The following is a 21374-nucleotide window of genomic DNA, read 5'->3' as shown; positions in this document are numbered from 1 at the left end:
CAGCATTGTCATGATCCCTTGCTAGCCTGCCATTCAGTCGTTCCTGGCAGGCCCAGCCTATGTTCGTGCGCTCACTCCTTTTCTGTGGATTACTCACGGTCGCCTCCTCGGCAACGGCCATGACCCTCTACAAATCCATCGACGCCGACGGTGTCGTTGTCTTCAGCGACCGGCACACGCCGGGGGCGCAGGCGTTCGTGTTTCAGGATCGGGTCGTCAAACCCTTGAAGCGCCAGGTGCTGGATATCCAGAAACCCAAAGCCCCTGTTGGCATCATCCAAACCTATCGCTATCCCTTTCCCTGGCGCGGCGGACCGTTCCGTCTGACCCAGGGGCCGAACGGCACCTTCAGCCACACCGACCTCAAAAGCCGTTTCGCCATGGATATCGCGATGCCTGAAGGCACACCGATCATTGCGGCGCGTGGTGGGGTGGTGGTGAAAACCGAGAATAACCAGGCGGGGCGCGGAAGCGACCCGTCGGGCAACTTCGTGCGGGTGCAACACGATGACGGCACCCAGGGCGTGTACCTGCACCTGAAACAAGGTTCAGTCAGCGTCAGGCAAGGGCAACGTGTGGCGGTGGGCAGCCCGCTGGCGTTGTCGGGCAATACCGGCAACAGCAGCGGGCCACATCTGCATTTTGTGGTGCAGCGCGCCACGGAGTTGGGGCTGGCGTCGATTCCCTACGAGTTCAATCAACCGGTAGGGGTGTTGCCCAACTTTGCGTTGGGCACGCCATGAGGCTGTAGGAGCAAGCTTGCTCGTGATGGTCGTTAACGATGACACAGGGAACCTGACACCCAGCGGGGCTCTCAGGTTCTTCGCGAGCAAGGGCGCGCCCTAGTCGAGCATCATCACCTTGGCCAGCACGATTTTCGGGCCCTTCATCTTCTTGATGATGATGCGCAGGCCTTCAACTTCCAGCACTTCTTCCTCTTCCGGTACCCGTTTCAGGGTTTCGTAGATCAGGCCGGCGAGGGTTTCGGCTTCGATGTGGTCCAGGTCGATACCCAGCAGGCGTTCGACTTTGAACAGAGGCGTGTCGCCACGCACCAGTAGCTTGCCGGGCTGGTAGGCGAGGATGCCGCGCTCAGCCTTGCGGTGTTCGTCCTGGATATCACCCACCAACACTTCCAGCACATCCTCCATGGTCAGGTAGCCGATGACCTTGCCGTCGGCTTCCTCCACCAGGGCGAAATGCGCGCCACCTTTGCGGAACTGTTCCAGCAGTTGCGACAACGGCATGTGCCGGGATACGCGCTCAAGTGGGCGGGTCAGTTCGGCCAGGTTGAACGACTCGGGGATGTGGTCCAGGGCTGCCAGTTCCAGCAGCAGGTCCTTGATGTGCAGCAGGCCGACAAACTCATTGCGCACCGCGTCATACACTGGGTAGCGGCTGAATTTGTGGCGGCGGAACAGTGCGAGGATTTCCTTGAGCGGGGCGTTGAAGTCCAGGGTCACCAGGTCTTCCCGGGAGTTGGCCCAGTCCACCACTTCCAGCTCGCCCATTTCCACGGCGGAGGCGAGCACGCGCATGCCCTGGTCGCTCGGGTCCTGGCCACGGCTGGAGTGCAGGATCAGTTTCAGTTCTTCACGGCTGTAATGGTGTTCGTGGTGTGGGCCAGGCTCGCCTTGGCCGGCGATACGCAAAATGGCGTTGGCGCTGGCGTTGAGCAGGTAGATCGCCGGATACATCGCCCAGTAGAACAGGTACAGCGGCACCGCAGTCCACAGCGACAGCAGCTCGGGTTTGCGAATGGCCCAGGATTTGGGTGCCAGTTCACCGACCACGATGTGCAGGTAGGAAATCACGAAGAAGGCGGCAAAGAACGACACGCCCTTGATCACTTCGGGCGATTGCACGCCGATGGCGCCCAGCAGCGGCTCCAGGATGTGCGCAAAGGCCGGTTCACCGACCCAGCCCAGGCCCAGGGAGGCGAGGGTGATACCCAGTTGGCAGGCCGACAGGTAGGCGTCGAGCTGGCTGTGCACGGTGCGCAGGATCTGCCCGCGCCAGCCGTTCTTGTGGGCGATGCTCTCGACCCGGGTGGCGCGCAGTTTGACCATGGCAAATTCCGCCGCAACGAAGAAGCCGTTGAGCAGTACCAGGATCAGTGCAAAAAGAATCATGCCGAAATCGGCGAAGAGTGTCGCGAGGGTGATACCAGGGGAAGGGTCCATGATGGGGTTTTGCGGGTTCCGTGTATTCAAAAAGGGTTAGCAGGTAGGCCTGAAGGGCAGGCGTAAGTCAGCCAATGTAGCGGCTGATGGGGCGCTTGCCTAGTAGCGGCTGCCGGGCGGGGCCTGGAAACTGCAGCCTGGAGCCACGTAAATCCAGTGTGGGAGCTGGCTTGCCTTTGATCGCGTAGTGTCAGGCACTGACGCTGTTGAATGTGCAGACGCTATCGCAGGCAAGCCAGCTCTCACATTGGATCGTTGCCAGTTTCAGTTACTCATCGCTGCCAAGCGCCCGTGAGCGCGTCATCTGCGCCGGCGGAAAATGGCAGGTGAAGGTACTGCCATGTCCCAGCACACTGCTGATTTCCAGGCGAGCACGATGACGAAGCAGCACATGCTTGACGATCGCCAGGCCCAGGCCGGTACCGCCGGTGTTGGAGTTGCGGCTGGAGTCCACTCGGTAGAAACGCTCGGTCAGGCGTGGCAGGTGTTTGCTGTCGATACCGATGCCGGAATCCTGAACACTCAGGTGCGCCCCCTGGTCGTCAGCCCACCAGCGGATGCGGATGGTGCCTTTGTCCTGGGTGTACTTCACCGCGTTGAACACCAAATTGGAAAACGCGCTGCGCAATTCGCCCTCGCTGCCTTTGAGCAGAATCGATGGGTCGGCCTCCAGGGAAATGCTTTGCTCGCGTTGCCCGGACAAGGCCTGGGCGTCGTTCTTGATGGTCTGCAATAGGCTTTGCACCGGTACGGGCTGATTGTCCGAGGGGTAATCGGTGGCTTCCAGCTTGGCCAGCAACAGCAGATCGTTGAGCAGGGTTTGCATGCGGCCACCTTGTTGCTGCATCTGCTGCAGGGCACGGGTCCAGCGTGGATTCACCTCTTCGACGTTGTCCAACAGCGTCTCCAGGTACCCGCAAATCACCGTCAGCGGCGTGCGCAACTCGTGAGAGACGTTAGCCACAAAGTCTTTGCGCATCTGTTCCAACTGATGGATGCGGGTGACGTCGCGCACCAACATCAAATGCTCGTTGTTGCCATAGCGCGTCAGGTACAGCTGAATGCGCACCCGATCATTGGTCGGCGACGGGATTTCCAGGGCTTCTTCGAAGTTGTCCTGCTCGAAGTACTCCTTAAAGCGCGGATGGCGCACCAGGTTCGTCACGGGCTGGCCGCTGTCCTGAGGTGTCTTGAGGCCCAGCAGGGTTTCGGCGGCGCGGTTCCACCATTCCAGGTTGCCATCGCTGTCGAGCATGATCACCGCGTCTTTCAGTGCGGCAGTCGACTCCTGGACCCGGTCGATCACCGCTTGCAGACGTCCGCGTACCCGTTGGTCGCGGCGTTGCAGGTGATAGATGCTGTCGAACACCTCGCCCCACAGGCCGTAGCCGTCGGGTGGCGCTTCGTCGGGTTGGTGCTTGCGTAGCCATTCATGCAAACGCAGCAGTTGCTTGAGGGTCCAGCCCAGGTAGACGCCAAGGCCAATGGCCAGGCTCCAGCCGTAGTAACCGCTGATCAGGCCCACCAGCAGGCAGCCGGTGATCAGCAGAAGCATGTGGCGGATCAGGGTGCCATGCCAGTTTTGATTCACTTAAACACGCGTCCTTGTCAGCTGTTCGGGCAGGGAGGGGCTGGCTCAGCCTTTGGTGGAAAACCGATAACCGGTGCCGCGCACGGTTTGTACCAGATTCTCGTAGGCATCGCCCAAGGCTTTGCGCAGGCGGCGGATATGCACGTCAACGGTACGCTCTTCGACATACACGTTGCCGCCCCAGACCTGGTCGAGCAACTGGCCACGGGTGTAGGCACGTTCCTGGTGAGTCATGAAGAACTGCAGCAAGCGATATTCGGTGGGGCCCATCTCGGCGGGCTTGCCGTCGATGGTCACGCGGTGGCTGATAGGGTCCAGCAGCAGGCCACCGACTTCGATAGGCGCTTCGCCATCAGTCGGTCCGGCACGGCGCAGTACGGCTTTCAGGCGGGCTACCAGCTCCCGTGGGGAGAATGGCTTGGTGATGTAGTCATCGGCGCCAACTTCCAGGCCCTGGATCTTGTTGTCCTCTTCGCCCTTGGCGGTAAGCATGATGATCGGGATGTCCCCGGTCAGTTCATCGCGCTTGAGACGACGGGCCAGTTCGATGCCGGAGGTGCCGGGTAGCATCCAGTCCAGCAGGATCAGGTCCGGCTTGCGGTCGACGATAATGGCATGGGCCTGCTGGGAGTTTTCCGCCTCCAGGCAGTCATAGCCGGCCATTTCCAACGCAACGGCGATCATTTCGCGAATAGGCGCTTCGTCGTCAACGATCAGAATGCTCCTGCCAACCATGCTAAGTCCCCTTGTCATTTAACTGTCTTGCGCCGCATTAGATAACGGAATTATTGCAGTCGTGTGACAGTATTTTAGTGGCTTGGGCAATCGGCGCCTTCCTGGGCTACGCTTTGGGTCCGAATCCTGACAACCACAAAAGGAAGGTTCCGATGACTCACAGTACTTTTTCCTGGAAAGCCCTGCTGGTAACGGCCGCACTGACGCTGCCGACCCTGGCATTTGCCGCGGATCCTGCGATGACCAAGGACGGGATGCTGGTGGATCACAAGGGCATGACGCTCTACACCTTTGCCAAGGATGCTGACGGCAAGTCCATGTGCAACGACAAGTGCGCTACGAACTGGCCACCACTGATGGCTGAATCTACCGACAAGCCCATGGGCAAGTGGACGGTGATCACTCGTGACGACCAAAAGGGTCAATGGGCCTACGGTGGCAAACCGCTCTACACCTTCATCATGGACAAAAAGGCTGGTGACATGACTGGCGAAGGCAAAATGGACGGGGCGTGGAAGGTCGCCAAACCCTGATTCAATCGAGCAGCGGTAAGGGGCCCTGGCCCCTTACCGAAACCCGTAGTCCGCCACAATCCCGACAAAAATCGCCAACCCTGCCCAGTGGTTGTGCAAGAACGCCTTGAAGCACTTCATCCGATCTCTGTCCCGCGTATACCAGAACTCCCAGGCGAAACACCCGGCTGCTGCGAGCAACCCAAGGTGGAACCAGCCTCCCAGCTCGAACCGCGTGCCCGCCAGCAGCAGGCAAACCAGCGCCAAGCCCTGCAAGGCCAGGATGATTACCCGGTCAGCGTCACCGAACAGAATCGCGGTGGATTTCACGCCGATTTTCAAGTCATCGTCACGATCGGTCATCGCGTAGTAGGTGTCGTAGGCCACCGTCCACAGCAGGTTGGCGATGTATAGCAGCCAGGCGGTGGCCGGCAGGCTACTGGTTTCGGCGGTGAACGCCATCGGCATTCCCCAGGAAAACGCTGCGCCCAATACCACCTGCGGGTAGTAGGTGTAGCGCTTCATGAACGGATAGCTGACCGCCAGTGCCAGGCCGCCCAGCGACAGCCAGATGGTCATGGAGTTGGTCAGCAGTACCAGCAGGAAGCTGATCAGCATCAGTACCGCAAAGAACACCAAGGCTTCTTTTGAACTGATCTTGCCGCTGGCCAACGGGCGCTGCGCGGTGCGTTTCACATGGCCGTCGACCTTGCGGTCAGCCCAGTCATTAATGACGCAACCGGCAGCGCGGGTCAGCGTTACGCCCAAGACAAAAATCACGATGTTGGCCAGGGACGGCGACCCCTTGCCGGCAATCCACAGTGCCCAGAGAGTCGGCCACAGCAGCAGATAAATACCGATGGGTTTGTCCATGCGGGTCAACTGGATGAAGTCCCAGGCCCTAGGATTCAGATGATTCAGGGATTTGAGCAGACGCTGATACATCAACCATTCTCCGGATGTTCGTGCACGGCGTGCCACAGGCTCGGCAGGAAAACTTCAGCCACCAGCACGCTCAGCGGCCCGCGATCAAACCGCGAACGGCGCGCCCACAGTTCATCGGCTTGCACGGCCGTTGGCAGCCACTCCCGTGGGTAACGGCAAACCTCGATGGCCCGGCGTGCAAACGCCTGGTCGCAGAACAGTAGTTCTCCCAACGAGCGGCTGCCCAACTCGTCCATATGCAAGCCGTCGCCCTGCAACGCACTGCGAGCCGCCACGCTGCGGGCAAACACCCAAGCCTGGCCATGACCGCGCAAATACACCTCGCGAACCCAGCCAATGCTGGCCGGCAGCAAGTCCAGGGCGGCACATTCATCGTCTCGCAGCGGCTGCCAGCCTTCCACCAGCGGCGTCACGCTGAAGCCGTCATTGGACAGGCGCGTCAGGCGCCGTGTCAGCGAGCCGTCATCGAACAGCCAGTCGAGGGTCAACGGCGCGGGCAAGGGGGCCAGAAGGCTCTGGGTCAGCCATCGGCAAGCAACGGAGGCGGCGTTTGAGTGCGGCACAGTGGGTCATTATTGGCAGCAAAAGAGGTGGCGAGCTTACCATGGTGACCCGGACTTTTGCCGGGGCATACCTGCTCCAGGCGTCGATCATGCTTGCATCTGCGAGCCCCGATCAGTACAAAACGCCCTGAGCCGTACGGCAACGCTGGATCTATCGACTGTCGGCCAGTAAAGCCTGGATCTTGAGGAAGCAAGTAATGAAGAAGTGGCAATGTGTAGTCTGTGGCCTGATCTATGACGAGAAGGACGGCTGGCCGGATGACGGAATCGCTCCGGGTACCCTGTGGCAGGACGTCCCGGAAGACTGGCTGTGCCCGGACTGCGGCGTCGGCAAAATGGATTTCGAAATGATCGAGATCGGTTAATTCTTTGAATTAAAGAAGCGATTTTAAGAAACGTACTACTAGGAGAAAGGAATGAACGCACCTGTCGTGATCGTCGGCACTGGATTGGCCGGTTACAACCTGGCCCGGGAGTTTCGCAAACTCGATAGCGAAACCCCGCTGTTGCTGATCACCGCAGATGACGGCCGCTCCTACTCCAAGCCCATGCTCTCCACCGGTTTTGGCAAGAACAAGGAAGCCGATGGCCTGAGCATGGCTGAACCTGGCGCCATGGCCGAGCAACTCAAGGCCGAGGTGCGCACCCACACGCGCATCAGCGGCATCGACCCGGGCCACAAGCGCCTGTGGATCGGTGAAGAAGCCGTGGCCTATCGCGACCTGATTCTCGCGTGGGGCGCGGAAACCGTGCGCGTGCCGGTGCAGGGCGACGCCTCGGAGCTGATTTTCCCGATCAATGACCTGGAAGACTACGCCCGCTTTCGTGCGGCAGCGGCCGGCAAACGCCGGGTCCTGCTGCTGGGCGCCGGGCTGATTGGCTGTGAATTTGCCAATGACCTGATCCTCGGCGGCTACGAAATCGACCTAGTCGCACCGTGCGAGCAAGTCATGCCGACCCTGCTGCACCCGGCAGCGGCTGCAGCGGTCCAGGCTGGGCTGGAAAGCCTCGGTGCGCGTTTCCACCTGGGGCCGGTGCTCAATCGCCTGCAACGCACCGCTGACGGCCTGGAAGCGCACTTGTCTGATGGCGAAGTGATTCAGTGTGACCTGGTGGTCTCGGCCATCGGCTTGCGTCCTCGCGTAGACCTGGCCGCCGCCGCCGGCTTGCAGACCAACCGCGGGATCATGGTCGACCGCCACCTCAAGACCTCCCACGCCAATATCTACGCCCTGGGCGACTGCGCCGAGGTCGATGGCCTGAATTTGTTGTACGTCATGCCACTGATGAGCTGTGCTCGCGCCCTGGCCCAGACCCTGGCGGGCAACGCCACGGCAGTCAATTACGGGCCGATGCCCGTCACCGTGAAAACCCCGGTCTGCCCGTTGGTGGTCTCGCCACCACCACGGGGCACCGAAGGGGTCTGGAGCGTCGAAGGGCAGGGTACCGACATCAAGGCATTGTGCCGCGACGCCAGCGGTCGCCTGCTGGGTTATGCGCTGACCGGCACAGCCGTTATGGAAAAACTGGCCCTGAACAAAGAACTTCCGCCGTTGCTGGCGTAAATGCCGGTCGTTCTGTCGGAATAACCCCTGTTTTGAGCGTAGAAAGGTCGCCACGAGACTGGCGCAGTGTCCGATGGCATGCCATCCTCACTCCCGTCTGCCGCAGAGTAGAGCCTGCGGCGCCTTGGGCGCTGCTCCACCAGAGAGCAGCACGGACATAACAACAAAAAACCGTCAAAGAGGCTTCATTTATGCGTAAACCAGAACTCGCAGCCGCTATTGCTGAAAAAGCAGACCTGACCAAAGAACAGGCCAACCGCGTACTCAACGCCGTTCTCGAAGAAATCACTGGCGCCCTGCATCGCAAGGACAGCGTCACCCTGGTTGGCTTCGGCACCTTCCTGCAACGCCACCGCGGCGCCCGCACCGGCAAGAACCCACAAACCGGCGAGCCGGTAAAAATCAAGGCGAGCAACACCGTTGCGTTCAAGCCGGGCAAGTCGCTCAAAGACAGCGTCAACCCGTAACAGGCAGTACCGTCTCGAAGGGAGGCGTCGCAGAATAAAAAATGGGCACGCCGACTGGGTCGGGTGCCCATTTTTTGTGGCGTGTGAATCAGGTATCTCCTTCGGCTTGCTTGATTGTTATCTTGTATTACCCGAGTATTTGCCCTTCCTCGAGTCACTCACATCCATGGAACGCGATCACTGTGGCCCTATACAGAATTCAAGAAGCAGACTTCGACATTCCTGATGCCTGGCAGGACCAGAGTATCAACATCTTTAAGCTGCCGGCTGTTGGCGGCGCCAAGGAAGCGAGCTTTGTCATCAGTCGTGATGCTACTCAGGGCGAAGCTACCTTTGTGGAGTACGTCGATAGACAAGTGAAAAGTGCTGAGCAGCAATTGCCTGACTTTAAGCTGATTCAGCGTTGGGACATGGTGCTGCATGACCATGCCGCTACTTTGCTGGATTACACCTGGCAGCGTGAGGGGCGCGAACTGATGTTGCGTCAGGTGTTTATTGAACGTAAGCCGGCCGTCCTGATCACCACGTTGACCACTACCCCTAACGACCTTGTACATCACGAGACGGCTTGGAAGATGGTCATGGGTACGCTCAAACCACTGGTATCCAGTATCTGATTCATGCGACCCACTCCATGCATGCTCAGGCAGTGTGAGTTGACCAAGAAGGTAGAAGCACGCGATGGATGCGCAGGCCGCAGCACGCTTAGGTGATGAAATAGCGCACGGCTTTGGTGTCGCCGCGATGATTGCGGGTGCAGTGGCAGGCGCGTTTATTGGTGCGGCCGTCATCGCGGCTACCGTCGCCACTGGCGGCTTGGCGGTGGTCATCATGGCGGGTTCGATCGCGGCGGGCGGTTTGTCGATGTTCCAGATCGTCAAGGGCCTGAGTACGATCTTCAACCTGCCCGAGCCCACGACGGGAAAGCTGTTGATGGGCAGTTTCAATGTCTATATCAATGGCCTCAATGCGATGAGGGCAGGGGAGGACATTGCCTCGTCCTGCACCGGCCTGCCGTTGAATCACCCGATGTGGCCGTTCCCGGTATTGATTGCCGAAGGCAGCTCCACGGTGTTCATCAACGGCAAGCCGGCCGCCCGCTTGCATAGCAAAATGGTCTGCGGTGCTCATATCAAGAGTGGTAGCCCCAATACATTTATCGGTGGGCCGACGGTTTCGGTGGCATTCGTCCTCGATATCGAAGGCTGGATGCATTCTGGGCTGGAGCTTGTAGGGCTGCTGGCAGCGGGCGCAGGTCTAGTCATGGCTGCTATGGCAGGGCTCGCTGTTCTTGCCGAAGTTGTTGTTGTCGGTGGTTTGGTTTTGGGAGGTATGGCGCTTCTTGGAGACCTGGGCGACAGGCTAGGACCAGGTTATCGAGACTTGCTGCAAGGGGTGGCGGGTTTGGCCCTGCTGGGCGTAAGCCCGAGATTAGCGCGTAGGCCCATGAGCGCTACCGAGCGGACCCTATTGGCCCGTCAGCGGCAAGAGCAAATGCTCAAAGACAATACCGGCTTTAACGTCAGTCCTACTTCGTGGGATAAATACCCGACCATCGGCAGGGGTGGTAGCTTTATCTCTGATAAAAAAGGCGTGACGGATGTCATCGGTGACTTCTCAGGAAGCCCCAAAGTAACCATCAGTACAAAACAAGCAGCGGCGTTGGAGCGTGCCTTTGGGTTGGAAGACGGTTCATTACAAGGCGGCTTTAAAGTCAGGCAGGTCGATAATATTGTTGACCGTATGCCCAGAAGCCCGTTGGAAGGTAACCAGTACTTTTTAGGCCCTGGCAAACACTTGCCGGGAGGGGCTCCGGAAATGGTCGTTGAATCCATTCCTACAAAAGATGCGAGCGGTATTAAAACGTTAACTGAGGTGTTCGTCAGTGATTAATGAAGCGCTAAAGGCTTATGTGGAAAAAGCAGACGGCGATTCAGTTCGCGTCCGAGTGATTGATCACACGCTGGACTCTGCTTTGCGTGCTATTGGATTTTCGCAGACGGCAGAAAGTGATGTTTATGTTATGGATGTTCTGGATGATAAGCAGAAGGCCCAAGTATTTGATGCCCTGCGTTCGCTGGAAGTTGCCTTTTCTGCAGGTAAGGAATGGTGCCCTGCTGAGGTTTTTGAATACCTGCGGGACGATCTAGGTTTTCTTAGTGGTGGATTTTTGAGAGTCGCCTGGACGGCACCTGGTCAATATCGTATTGATCACGCTTGAATCATTGTGTTTGATCCATGGGTTCGTAATCGCGCAGCATGAGTTAACCAGCAGGAAGACGATACCCACACGGCAATGACATCAATATGTTGATGCGTACGGCCTTGGTGGTGCGGAACAAGCTTGGTGGACCGGACTTTGTGCCCGCCAATATTTGATGCGGTGAATGAAGGCCTTCTCCAGACAAAGCGGATGCTGCACCACCCTTCGTCATACGCTGCCGCAAGCGTGAGCTAGATGAACTTTTGATTGTCCAGCCGAGAACCGGCGATCTGACTGTGTAGCGAGAGTTAACCTGCAGAGAGGGGACGCGATGGACGCACAAGCGGCAGCCCGTTTAGGTGACGAAATAGCCCACGGTTTTGGGGTGGCGGCGATGATCGCAGGCGCTGTCGCAGGTGCCTTGATTGGTGCCGCTGTGATCGCCGCCACCGTCGCCACCGGTGGGTTGGCAGTTGTCATCATGGCCGGCGCGATTGCGGCGGGGGGACTGTCGATGTTCCAGATCGTCAAAGGCCTGAGTACGATCTTCAACTTGCCGGAGCCCACGACGGGGAAGTTGTTGATGGGCAGTTTGAATGTCTATATCAATAACCTCAATGCGATGAGGGCAGGGGAGGACATTGCCTCGTCCTGCACCGGTCTGCCGCTGAATCATCCGATGTGGCCGTTCCCGGTATTGATTGCCGAAGGCAGTGCCACGGTGTTCATCAACGGTAAGCCAGCAGCACGCCTTCATAGCAAAATGGTCTGTGGTGCTCATATCAAGAGTGGCAGCCCCAATACGTTTATCGGAGGTCCAACCCTCTCCGTGGCGTTCGTCCTCGATATCGAAAGCTGGATGCACACGGGCTTGGAGACCCTCGGGCTACTGGCGGCGGGAGGCGCTCTGATCCTGGCAGGTATGGCTGGTCTTGCGGTGCTGGCAGAGTTCGTTGTTGTGGGTGGACTGGTTCTGGGCGGTATGGCGCTTCTGGGAGACCTGGGTGATAGGTTAGGACCTGGTTATCGGGATCTATTGCAAGGTGTAGCGGGAATGGCGCTGTTGGGGCTGGGAGCCAAACTTGCGAAGCCTAAAGCCACACCCGAGCTCGAGAATCCGCTGCCCAAAGGCTTTGAAGAGGTTTATGCGAAGGCGCCAGGTGCTAAGGCAGAAATCGATGCCACGGCGGATCAGCTAGCCGCCAAATATGGCGGGACGGTTGCGAAGGCGCCCATTAAGTCCCAGGCGAGGGCCGTCGAGAAGATTATGAATGACTATGAGGGTGACCCGACCCGGATCAAGGATTTGGCGAGAAACACGATCATTGTCAAGTCAGACCAGGTAGGCGCGGTAGCGACTGAGTTAGGCAACCAGGGCGCTAAAGTGAAGATCATCGATGGCGCGACTGACCCTATGGGCTACAGCGGTGTGAACTCCACCTTGCCGACGCGTGCAGGTATTCCAGGGGAAATTCAGGTCAACTCTCCTGAAATGATCTATGCCAAGGAGCCCGAGGCCCTTAGTCGAGTGCTGTTGGGCGATGACACCTACAATGCGGTGGCGGCGAAAGCTAACGTCGAAGGCGGACTGGGCCATAAGTACTATGAGGAGTGGCGAGTGTTAGACCCAAACAGTGTCGAGGCAAAGGCCATTGCCGAGAGGAGCAGAGCTTATTACGACGTAATAAGGGGGAGCAGTGGCAATTAATTTCGAAGCGCTTTTAACCCGAGATGTTTTCATCGATTACGACTTTGAAGAGGTCACGTATCGCTGGGACCACCGTGAGAAAAAAATATACGTCAAATTTTACGGTGCACAAGAGCGTGCGGAGCCAGTTACTCCTGACCATCGTTTGTATAGAGAGGCGCTGTGCTCCGGCCGAGAAATCACTCGCGAGCAATACGAAAAAGGGTTTCCACGCCAATGAGTATTCTCGACGCCGCCATTACCTTGGCTTGTCGTATTCATACCGGGCAGGTAGACAAGTCTGGCAAGCCTTACATCCTGCACCCGCTGCGCTTGATGTTGAGGTTTGAGACATTGGATGAGCAGATCGTCAGCGTGCTGCACGATGTAGTCGAAGACGGTAATGTCACTCTGGATGAACTCAGGCATTTAGGCCTCTGCGAGCATGTGGTACATGCCATCGACTGCCTCTCAAAGCGTCCCGGCGAAGACTACGAAGACTTCATCGCACGGATTCGGCCTGATGAGTTGGCGCGAAAGGTGAAAATCGAAGACATCCGGGACAACCTCAACCTCACTCGGTTGCCCACACTTGAGGCCAAGGACCTGGAGAGGGTTGCCAAGTATCACAAAGCGCTGCGGTATCTTTTGGCGCCGATCTGATCAACCGGACAGGCTCTCTGTCCGGCTCGATGTGTATTGTCAGCGTTTAGGTTTTTTCGGAAACAGGGCTTTCACTGCTGCATCAATAGCGCCCTTGATGCCTTTCCCTTTGTCATCCACGGCACAGGCATTTCCTGCGTTGAGGTCAAGTCGGCCGCCGGTATCGATGTTGCCGTTACCACTGGCGTAGATATTGAACGCCGTGCCCGAGATGTTGATCTCTCCACTGGCATTGAACTCAAGCACGCTTTTCCCGCACACCAACCGAATTTGCGACCCCGCCTCGATGAGGTATTGGGTGCTGATGCTGTCGCTCTTAGCCCCACCTACATGTAAGGCATCGTTGCACTGCACCGCCCGTAGGCGATCGTTGCCGATTCGTACAATCTCGTCGTGATCCACTGTGCTGTGCCGGTCGTGGCCCACCCAATGGCCCTCGTCATTCTCTACGGCAATATCCTGATTGCGCTCGGCATGGATATACAGTTGCTCGGCGCCTTTTTTGTCCTCCATACGTATTTCATTGAAGTTGGCCTGAGTTCCACCCTTGCTGGAGCGGCTTTTGGTGCCGCTTTGGGTCGCGTTGGCGGGCAATGTGTAAGGCACCGTCTGCTCAGCGTTATAAACGCGGCCAGTAATAATTGGCCGGTCTGGATCACCCTCAAGGAAACTGACGATCACTTCCTGACCAATGCGTGGGATCTGAATACTCCCCCAGTTTTTCCCGGCCCAGGATTGCGACACACGAATCCAGCACGAGCTGTTTTCGTTGGACTGGTCGTGACGATCCCAATAGAAATGCACCTTCACCCGGCCGTATTGATCGGTCCAGATTTCCTCGCCCTTGGGTCCCACCACCAACGCGGTTTGCGGGCCTTTGACGATCGGGCGGTGGGTGTTGGCCAGGGGCCGGAAGCTTTGCTGGGCATCAATGCAGGTCAGGCTACTTTCGAACTGCGCCGAAGGCGCGCCACCGCCGCTTTCCATGCTTTCCTGGGCGATGTAATAACGGGCGCCCACGATCAGGTATTCGCGGTTCTGGTCCTGGCGACTGAAGCCGGTGAGGCTGAACAGGTTGCCGGAACCCAAGCCCCGGGCGTTGCCGCTGAACTCCACTTGTTCGTGCAGGGTTTGCAGGGCTTCGATACGGGTACGGGCGTAGTGTTCGCCGTCTTCGCTCTTTACATAAGCGCCGGGGTAATCGTACAGCGGGTAGTCGCCGGCGGTATGCGGGCGTGGCATGGCCGAGCGCACGTCGATGCTGGCGCTGGGGCGCTGGAAGTCGTAGTCGTTGAGCTCCAGCGAGCCGGGCTGCACTTCGTGCGCCAGGTGCCAGTTGTGCATATGGTCCCGTTCGCGCTGCTGCTCGTCCTTGGGATAGTAGGGCACGGAACCGTAGCCGACCACGCCGGTATGGGCGCCATAGGCATCGGCCAGCACCAGCACATGGCGGTCCTGTTCATGGCGGAAGAAGTAGTAGATACCTTCCTGCTCCATCAACCGGCTGACGAACTCGAAGCTGGTTTCGCGGTACTGCACGCAGTATTCCCACTCGCGGTATGGACGGCTCAGAGCGTCTTCGAAGTCGGAAAAGCCAAGATCACGGAACACCTGCTTGATGATCTGCGGGATGGTCAGATTCTGGAAAATCCGGCAATCGGAGGTGCGGCTGAGCAGCCACAACCACGGGCGCAACGTGACCTGGTAACTGGCGAACTGACCCTGGTCGATGTTCTGGCTGCAACGGGCAACGAGGCCATGGAAAAAGCGCTCGCCACCGTCCGCCAGCTGCAGGCTCAGGCACATGGGCTTGCCCAGCAACCGGTTGAGGTCGATGGCGGCGTCGAGTGAAGTCAGCTGCAACTCGAAGTTGAACAGCCTGCCTAACTCTTCGCCGCCGCCCATTTCATTGAGCATCAGCACATCCGGCCCCAGGGGGCTGGTGATCTTGGCCAGGCGTGAGGCTTGGTTGAATAACATCGAGTGTCCCGTAAGTGTCGTAATCACTGAAGAAACCGGCCCAAATGTGGGAGCGGGCTTGCCTGCGATAGTGGTGTGTCAGTCAACATCAAGGCTGAATGTCAGACCGCTATCGCAGGCAAGCCAGCTCCCACACTGACCGCATTCCAACAGTAGTTATTCGGTGTCGCTGAACTGGTAGTGCAATTCGTTATCCTGCGTACTGATCCGCACCCCCGCCAACGCCTTGCCTTCCAGCATGCGGGTGAGGAACTCGCGGCTCATGTCCGGCAGCAGGCTGTTGGTGAGGATGGTGTCGATCATCCGTCCGCCGCTTTCAGTTTCGGTGCAGCGGGACACGATCAGGTCGACCACGTCGTCGTCGTAGTCGAAGGCCACTTTGTGGGTGTTCTCCACGCGCTTTTTGATGCGGTTGAGTTGCAGGCGAGTGATCGCCTTGAGCATCTCGTCGTTCAGCGGGTAGTACGGAATAGTCACCAGGCGCCCCAGCAACGCTGGTGGGAAAATTTCCAGCAGCGGCTGGCGCAGGGCCTTGGCGATCTCCTCGGGGTCCGGGATGTTCGCCGGGTCTTTGCAGACTCGGGAAATCAGCTCGGTACCGGCATTGGTGGTGAGCAGGATCAAGGTATTCTTGAAGTCAATCACCCGGCCTTCGCCGTCCTCCATCACGCCCTTGTCGAACACCTGGAAGAAGATCTCGTGCACGTCCGGGTGGGCTTTTTCCACCTCGTCCAGCAGCACCACGCTATACGGTTTACGCCGCACGGCTTCGGTCAACACGCCGCCTTCGCCATAGCCGATGTAGCCCGGAGGCGCACCCTTGAGGGTCGACACGGTGTGGGCTTCCTGGAACTCGCTCATGTTGATGGTGATGACGTTCTGCTCGCCGCCGTACATGGCTTCGGCCAGGGCCAGGGCGGTTTCGGTCTTACCCACGCCGGAAGTACCGGCGAGCATGAACACGCCGATGGGCTTGCTCGGGTTATCGAGGCCGGCGCGGGAGGTCTGGATGCGCTTGGCGATCATCTGCAGGGCATGGTCCTGGCCGATGATGCGTTTCTTCAAGTGCTGGTCGAGGTTGAGCACCGTTTCCAGTTCGTTGCGGGCCATACGGCCCACCGGAATGCCGGTCCAGTCGGCGACCACCGAGGCCACGGCCTGGTAATCCACGGTCGGCAAGATCAGCGGGGTTTCACCTTGCAAGGTCGTCAGGCGCTGTTGCAGGTCCACCAGCTTTTCACGCAAGGCCTGGCTGTCGTCGGTGCCGGCATCGCTGTCCACTACACCGACCTTTTCCCGCAGGGTGGCGCGGGTGGCGAGCAGTTCGTCCACCAGGGTTTTTTCTTCGGCCCAGCGGCTTTCCAGGGTTGCCAGGCGCTCACGTTCGGCCGTCAGCAAGGCTTCGCTGTTGGTTTGGCGCGCGCCGATGGCGATGCCGATGGCGTGTTCGCGGGCAATGATCTGCAGCTCGGTTTCCAGCGCCTCGATACGACGGCGGCTGTCGTCCACTTCCGCCGGCACCGCGTGCAGGCTGATGGCGACGCGGGCGCAGGCGGTGTCCAGCAGGCTCACGGATTTGTCCGGCAACTGGCGGGCAGGAATGTAGCGGTGGGACAGCTTCACCGAGGCTTCCAGGGCTTCGTCGAGGATCTGCACCTGGTGGTGTTTTTCCATGGTCGAGGCCACGCCGCGCATCATCAGCAGCGCCTTGTCTTCCGACGGCTCGGCGACTTGTACCACCTGGAAACGGCGAGTCAGGGCCGGGTCTTTCTCGATGTGCTTCTTGTACTCGGCCCAGGTGGTAGCGGCCACAGTACGCAAGGTGCCACGGGCCAGGGCAGGCTTGAGCAGGTTGGCTGCATCGCCGGTCCCGGCAGCACCGCCGGCACCCACCAACGTGTGGGCTTCATCGATAAACAGAATGATCGGTTTTGGCGAGGCCTGGACGTCTTCGATGACTTGGCGCAGGCGCTGTTCGAACTCGCCTTTCATGCTCGCACCGGCTTGCAGCAGGCCGACATCGAGGCTGCGCAGTTCCACGTCTTTCAACGCGGGCGGTACGTCACCAGCGACAATGCGCAGGGCGAAGCCTTCGACCACGGCGGTTTTGCCCACCCCGGCTTCACCCGTGAGGATCGGGTTGTTCTGGCGACGACGCATCAGGATGTCCACCAGTTGGCGGATCTCTTCATCACGGCCGACGATAGGGTCGAGCTTGCCGCTGCGGGCCTGCTCTGTCAGGTCGACGGTAAAGCGCTTGAGGGCTTCCTGCTTGCCCATCGCGCTCGGGGCCATCGCGCCACTGGCTTCACCCGGTACGGCGCCGGCATTAAAACCGTCGCTGGCGGTGAGGGCGTTTTCCGGCGAATCACCGACGTACTCGTCAAAGCGCTCGCTCAAGGCTTCGGGCTTGATCTTGTCGAATTCCGACGACAAGCCCAATAGTGCATGGCGCAGGCTCGGGGTCTTGAGAAGGCCCAGCACCAGGTAGCCCGTGCGCACCTGGCTTTCGCCAAACATCAGGCTGCCGTAGACCCAGCCGCGCTCCACGGCTTCTTCCACATGGGACGACAGGTCGGTGATCGACGTTGAGCCGCGAGGCAAGCGGTCCAGGACTTCGGTCAGGTCACGGGCCAGCCGCGCCGGCTCGATGTTGAACTGGCGGATGATGCGGTGCAGGTCCGAGTCCTGCAGTTGCAGCAACTGGTGAAGCCAGTGAGCCAGTTCCACATACGGGTTACCCCGCAGTTTGCAAAACACGGTGGCGGCTTCGATGGCCTTGTAGGCCACGCTGTTGAGTTTGCCGAACAGTGCGGCGCGACTGATTTCACCCATGCTCTGGATTCCTTGAGGTGTTGGCCAGCTCGGCATAATGCCGTGCCAGGATTAGGTCGTTGGCGTCGTGCTCGGGTTGGCCGAGCCAGGTATTGAAACCCAGGCGGAACTGGCCGTTGAGCTGCAACGCCGGGACTTCCGGTTGTTGAAGAATCAGGTTCAAATCCCAGTCCAATTCATGGCCCAGGTACTCGGCCACCCAGGCCACCAGTTCGTTGAATGGCGGGCTGCCGGGCAACATGCCCATGTAGTCATCGAGCTTGAGCGGCCCCAGGCGGATGCGGAATTTATGCTGGCGATCCCACACGTGGCTGCCCAGGCAAAAGTCCACGCCCAACTGGTTGGCGCTGACACCGACGCGGCTGCGTTCGGGCAGTTCCAGCCATTGGCCGACGTACTCTTCGATCTCCACCGGCAGGCCAAAATATTCGCCGAGGATCGCTTTCAAGCCGTCCGGGTAGCGGGTCTGCGCCGACAGGTGGCCGCTGTAGTGCAGCTTCGCGGTGTCGGGAATCAGGCCCTGTTCCCGCAGGCCTGGCATACCCCGTCCGCTCAACGCCGCCAGGCGTGCCGACCAATAATCGTCGTCCGGCCGATCATGGCTGACCGTTGGCCGGGCCTCGGCCCACGCCCGGTAAAACAGGCTCAGCAGACGGTGGTGGAATACATCCAGGAAGCGCTTGCTGGTACCGTCGGCATTGTTGCGCTGGCGTTCGCGCACGTATTCGGTGATGTGCAGCGGCAGCGGGCCGTTGGGGCCGCCAAGGCCGAAAAAGAACTGTTCCAGGCGCGCCGGCTTGCCGTCAAAACCAGGCTCCACCGACGCCAACGTGGCTGGGGCGAAGGTGCAATCGGCTTGCTGCCCGAGACGCAATGGGTCATCCGCCAGGCGCAGGGAATGGCCCAGGCGCGGCAGGTTCGGCGATTCGCACTCGATACGACGCAGCGCCTGGAAGAAGTCATATTCCCAGGGCTCCTGATGCATCGCCGACAGCGTGTTTACAGGGTCGGACGGCGTCCGGGCTTGGCTTTCCATCGCATGATCTCGCCGCGTTCGGTGGTACGGATCACCGTCTCGGTAAAACTGTTGATCGACACGTAGCGTGCCAGGAACCGTTCAAACACCGCACCGAGCAGAAACACGCCGGTACCGCGGAACGCGTTTTCATCAAATTCCAGCGTGATTTCCAGCCCGCGCCCAAACACGATCGGCCCGGGCATCGGCAGGCGGCGGGTCACGGCTTTGCTGCTGACCTCGCGTAGGCCTTCGATCTGCAATTGCAGCGCGGCATCGTTGCTGTCGCCATACAGGCGCAGCAACTCGCGCAGCGCGGCGGCGCCCTGGCCTTGCTCGCTGAGGGACAGGTAGTTGAGCGATAACTGGCTGATCAGTCGCCAGGCCTTGGCATCGTGGGCGTGGCTGGCGCGCGGGCGACTGGGCCCGGCAACGCAACGCACCGCCAGCACCGGAGCGCTGTCGGCCAGGGTGAAGTCGGTCTTGCCGTTGCCCACGCTCATGAACAGCGGCAGATCGCGGTTGGTGCACAGTGCCGTGACGCCCAGTTGGCGCAGGTCATGGCCATACGGTGCCTGCCGGCTGTCCACCAGGCTGACAAAGGTTTCGCTGCCCACATACGTAGAGCGCGGGCCGTTGCGACGCTGGTCGCTGGACAGCACGCGCGGCTCACGGCGTACGGTGTAGTAAGCCTGATCACGACCATAACGTGACGGATCACGCACAGCGTAGAACGGTAAGAACGACTGTTCTGGCCCGGTGCCGTGGCCGGTGATGGCGCTCAGGGAATGAATCTCGAAATCCATCGGTCGCGTGCGGTCCGCGATCACATGGTGTTCGTTGACCCGTTCGGACAGGTGAATTCGATCCACACGCTTGGGAAACAGGTTGATCGCCGGCGTGCAGAACGGCACGAATTGCGCGGCGCCAACACTGCCTTCCAGGCTCGGATCATGGCGGTCGAACAGCACGATCAGTTCCAGCTCCTGGCCGTCACAGCGCTTGACGGCGCGGCTCAGTTCAGCGAACTCAACGAACAGGAAGCGATGCGGCAGGGCGAAGTATTCCTGCAGCAACCGATAGCCCTGAAAGGCCCGCGGAACCACCGGCATCGCCGCATCGACGTCGTCGAAGCCCCGGGAGCGCAGGGCATCCGACGGCAGGCGTTCGACCCAGTCGCCGCCCGGCTTGCGGGCAAACACCGCACAGGCGTTGCCCAGCAATTGCTCGTAGAGGCGGAACGGCTGCTCGTCGGCACCGCTGAGATACAGCGGCAGATTGTCCAGGGCCAGGCTGTTGAACGGCAGCTCTGCGCCGGTGCGCAACGTCAGGCGCAAACCGGCTTTGGCCTTGGGCTCGCTGGCGGCCAGGCGCCCAAGCACGGCCGAAGGGTTGCCGAAGTACTCAGCCTGGCTGACTTGCAGCGGCCACAACGTCACCGGATGCGCGGTGCGGTACTCGCAGCACGTTTGGGTTTCGCGGCCCAGGGCGGCGCGCAATACGGTGTCCCGGGGCAGCGCAAAACCGCTGGCCAGGGAGCCTTCGTCGGGATCGGCCTGCAACTGCACCACGGTCATCGACGGCGTCGGTGCCAGGTAGTGCGGGTAGGCGATTTCCAACAGGTTATGGGTGAAGGTCGGGTACTCGGCGTCGAGTTTGAGCTGCACCCGCGCAGTGAGGTAGGCGAAGCCTTCCAGCAAACGTTCGACGTACGGGTCGGCGCAGTCCATGCCGGACAGGGTCAGCCGACTGGCGATCTTCGGGTATTCCTTGGCGAACTCCGCAGCGCTTTCGCGCACGTGGTGCAGTTCCTGGTTGTACAGCTCCAACAGGCGCGGATTCATGTGCGCCTCCGCTGGTCGGCATTGACCACGCGCACGTGGCCGGACTCCAGGTCCAGGTCGGTTTGCAGCAACAGGCGCAACGGCACCGGCTGGGCCCACAGGTCGCCTTCGATCTCGAAGCTCAAGGCATTGTGGTTCATCTCGCCGTGAGCCACCCGTGCGCGTACCCGCAACGTGTTGCGCAGGATGCGCGGCTCAAAGGTGGCGATGGCCTGGTAAATCAGGGTTTCCAGGGCGCTGACATCAACGCTGGAGGCGCTGTTACCTGCCAGCGCCGGCAGGCCGTAATTGACCACCGAGGTCCCAGCGGGGGTGTGTAGCGTTGCATCGGCATCGAGCAATGAGGTGGTATTGAGCAGCCACGCAAGGTCACGCAGCACCGAGGCTTTTAATTGGGTCAGGGACAGCACGCGTTTATCGGCGCTTTCCTTGGGATTGGTCGGGTCGTCGTCGGTCAACCGGTCCAGCAGGGACGGTTGCAGACGGTCGCGGGAAGCGATTTCAGTTACCACTAAAGCAGCTCCACGGACGGGTTGCAGGAGGAACAACCCCGTAGCAGCTGTCGAGCGGAGCGAGGCTGCGTTCG

At 59.8% G+C, this 21374-nt stretch carries 21 protein-coding genes; 11 read left to right on the top strand and 10 right to left on the bottom strand.

The genetic code is table 11. From position 1 onward, the window contains the following. The first annotated feature begins 59 nt into the window (after positions 1-59). Entirely contained in the window at positions 60-743 is a 684-nt protein-coding gene (locus HKK55_RS25010; RefSeq protein ID WP_169357037.1) for a M23 family metallopeptidase, read from the top strand. A 99-nt stretch (positions 744-842) separates the two neighbouring features. Here HKK55_RS25010 and HKK55_RS25005 read toward each other — a convergent pair whose 3' ends face one another. The 3 genes from HKK55_RS25005 to phoB all read right to left on the bottom strand — a co-directional run bounded on the left by HKK55_RS25005 (position 843) and on the right by phoB (position 4509). Then, on the bottom strand, positions 843-2183 hold the full coding sequence (locus HKK55_RS25005) for a hemolysin family protein (protein WP_169357036.1): 1341 nt from the start codon (positions 2181-2183) through the stop codon (positions 843-845). Positions 2184-2451: 268 nt separating this feature from the next. Then, positions 2452-3738 carry a phosphate regulon sensor histidine kinase PhoR gene (gene phoR / locus HKK55_RS25000; protein ID WP_237151386.1) on the bottom strand — a complete coding sequence of 429 codons (1287 nt, stop codon included), beginning with the start codon at positions 3736-3738 and terminating at the stop codon, positions 2452-2454. Positions 3739-3819: 81 nt separating this feature from the next. Continuing rightward, positions 3820-4509, bottom strand: coding sequence for a phosphate regulon transcriptional regulator PhoB (gene phoB / locus HKK55_RS24995; RefSeq protein WP_003176964.1), 690 nt, complete (start codon positions 4507-4509; stop codon positions 3820-3822). Between the two features lie 152 nt (positions 4510-4661). Here phoB and HKK55_RS24990 point away from each other — a divergent pair, with 152 nt between their 5' ends. Beyond that, positions 4662-5042 carry a hypothetical protein gene (locus tag HKK55_RS24990; protein ID WP_169357034.1) on the top strand — a complete coding sequence of 127 codons (381 nt, stop codon included), beginning with the start codon at positions 4662-4664 and terminating at the stop codon, positions 5040-5042. Between the two features lie 33 nt (positions 5043-5075). On the opposite strand, the gene ubiA is transcribed toward HKK55_RS24990, so the two are convergent. Together ubiA and HKK55_RS24980 are read right to left on the bottom strand one after the other, a co-directional pair. Beyond that, positions 5076-5966: a 4-hydroxybenzoate octaprenyltransferase gene (ubiA, locus tag HKK55_RS24985; protein ID WP_169357033.1), complete on the bottom strand. Its 891-nt coding sequence runs from the start codon at positions 5964-5966 to the stop codon at positions 5076-5078. Next, positions 5966-6529 carry a chorismate lyase gene (locus HKK55_RS24980; RefSeq protein WP_169357032.1) on the bottom strand — a complete coding sequence of 188 codons (564 nt, stop codon included), beginning with the start codon at positions 6527-6529 and terminating at the stop codon, positions 5966-5968. The genes ubiA and HKK55_RS24980 overlap by 1 nt, the downstream gene beginning before the upstream one ends. Positions 6530-6726: 197 nt before the next feature. Between HKK55_RS24980 and HKK55_RS24975 the strand changes: the two genes are divergently transcribed. The 9 genes from HKK55_RS24975 (at position 6727) to HKK55_RS24935 (ending at position 13114) form a co-directional block, all read left to right on the top strand. Next, positions 6727-6894, top strand: a complete 168-nt coding sequence (locus HKK55_RS24975; RefSeq protein ID WP_003213373.1) for a rubredoxin — start codon at positions 6727-6729, stop codon at positions 6892-6894. Positions 6895-6945: 51 nt separating this feature from the next. Beyond that, positions 6946-8094: an NAD(P)/FAD-dependent oxidoreductase gene (locus HKK55_RS24970; protein ID WP_169357031.1), complete on the top strand. Its 1149-nt coding sequence runs from the start codon at positions 6946-6948 to the stop codon at positions 8092-8094. A gap of 191 nt (positions 8095-8285) precedes the next feature. Further along, on the top strand, positions 8286-8561 hold the full coding sequence (locus HKK55_RS24965; RefSeq protein ID WP_003213368.1) for an HU family DNA-binding protein: 276 nt from the start codon (positions 8286-8288) through the stop codon (positions 8559-8561). 182 nt (positions 8562-8743) lie between these two features. After that, the gene (locus tag HKK55_RS24960; protein WP_169357030.1) at positions 8744-9178 is read left to right on the top strand and encodes a DcrB-related protein; all 435 of its coding nucleotides are present in this window, start codon (positions 8744-8746) and stop codon (positions 9176-9178) included. Between the two features lie 64 nt (positions 9179-9242). Next, entirely contained in the window at positions 9243-10454 is a 1212-nt protein-coding gene (locus HKK55_RS29440; RefSeq protein ID WP_169357029.1) for a PAAR domain-containing protein, read from the top strand. Further along, positions 10447-10782 (top strand): hypothetical protein, encoded by a 336-nt coding sequence (locus HKK55_RS24950; protein ID WP_169357028.1) that lies wholly within the window; start codon positions 10447-10449, stop codon positions 10780-10782. Before HKK55_RS29440 ends, HKK55_RS24950 begins: the two co-directional genes overlap by 8 nt. Positions 10783-11095: 313 nt before the next feature. After that, the gene (locus HKK55_RS24945) at positions 11096-12472 is read left to right on the top strand and encodes a PAAR domain-containing protein (protein ID WP_169357027.1); all 1377 of its coding nucleotides are present in this window, start codon (positions 11096-11098) and stop codon (positions 12470-12472) included. Beyond that, a complete protein-coding gene (locus HKK55_RS24940; RefSeq protein WP_169357026.1) occupies positions 12462-12692 on the top strand; it encodes a hypothetical protein in 231 nt (76 codons plus the stop codon). Before HKK55_RS24945 ends, HKK55_RS24940 begins: the two co-directional genes overlap by 11 nt. After that, positions 12689-13114, top strand: a complete 426-nt coding sequence (locus HKK55_RS24935) for a GTP pyrophosphokinase (protein ID WP_169357025.1) — start codon at positions 12689-12691, stop codon at positions 13112-13114. The genes HKK55_RS24940 and HKK55_RS24935 overlap by 4 nt, the downstream gene beginning before the upstream one ends. 39 nt (positions 13115-13153) lie before the next feature. Here the strand turns inward: HKK55_RS24935 and HKK55_RS24930 are convergent, their stop codons facing one another. From HKK55_RS24930 to tssE, 5 genes are all read right to left on the bottom strand, one after another. Then, positions 13154-15094, bottom strand: a complete 1941-nt coding sequence (locus HKK55_RS24930) for a type VI secretion system tip protein VgrG (RefSeq protein WP_169357024.1) — start codon at positions 15092-15094, stop codon at positions 13154-13156. A gap of 156 nt (positions 15095-15250) precedes the next feature. After that, the gene (gene tssH / locus HKK55_RS24925; protein WP_169357023.1) at positions 15251-17929 is read right to left on the bottom strand and encodes a type VI secretion system ATPase TssH; all 2679 of its coding nucleotides are present in this window, start codon (positions 17927-17929) and stop codon (positions 15251-15253) included. Beyond that, a complete protein-coding gene (gene tssG, locus HKK55_RS24920; RefSeq protein ID WP_169357022.1) occupies positions 17922-18965 on the bottom strand; it encodes a type VI secretion system baseplate subunit TssG in 1044 nt (347 codons plus the stop codon). Before tssG ends, tssH begins: the two co-directional genes overlap by 8 nt. Beyond that, a complete protein-coding gene (gene tssF, locus HKK55_RS24915; protein WP_169357021.1) occupies positions 18929-20788 on the bottom strand; it encodes a type VI secretion system baseplate subunit TssF in 1860 nt (619 codons plus the stop codon). Before tssF ends, tssG begins: the two co-directional genes overlap by 37 nt. Then, positions 20785-21300 (bottom strand): type VI secretion system baseplate subunit TssE, encoded by a 516-nt coding sequence (gene tssE / locus HKK55_RS24910; RefSeq protein ID WP_169357020.1) that lies wholly within the window; start codon positions 21298-21300, stop codon positions 20785-20787. The genes tssF and tssE overlap by 4 nt, the downstream gene beginning before the upstream one ends. Positions 21301-21374: the final 74 nt, after the last annotated feature.

Source organism: Pseudomonas sp. ADAK18 (genome assembly GCF_012935695.1).
In the GTDB taxonomy this organism is placed as follows: domain Bacteria; phylum Pseudomonadota; class Gammaproteobacteria; order Pseudomonadales; family Pseudomonadaceae; genus Aquipseudomonas.
The sequence above is the reverse complement of the archived record's forward strand: the minus strand, read 5'-3'. Positions and strand labels throughout refer to the sequence as shown.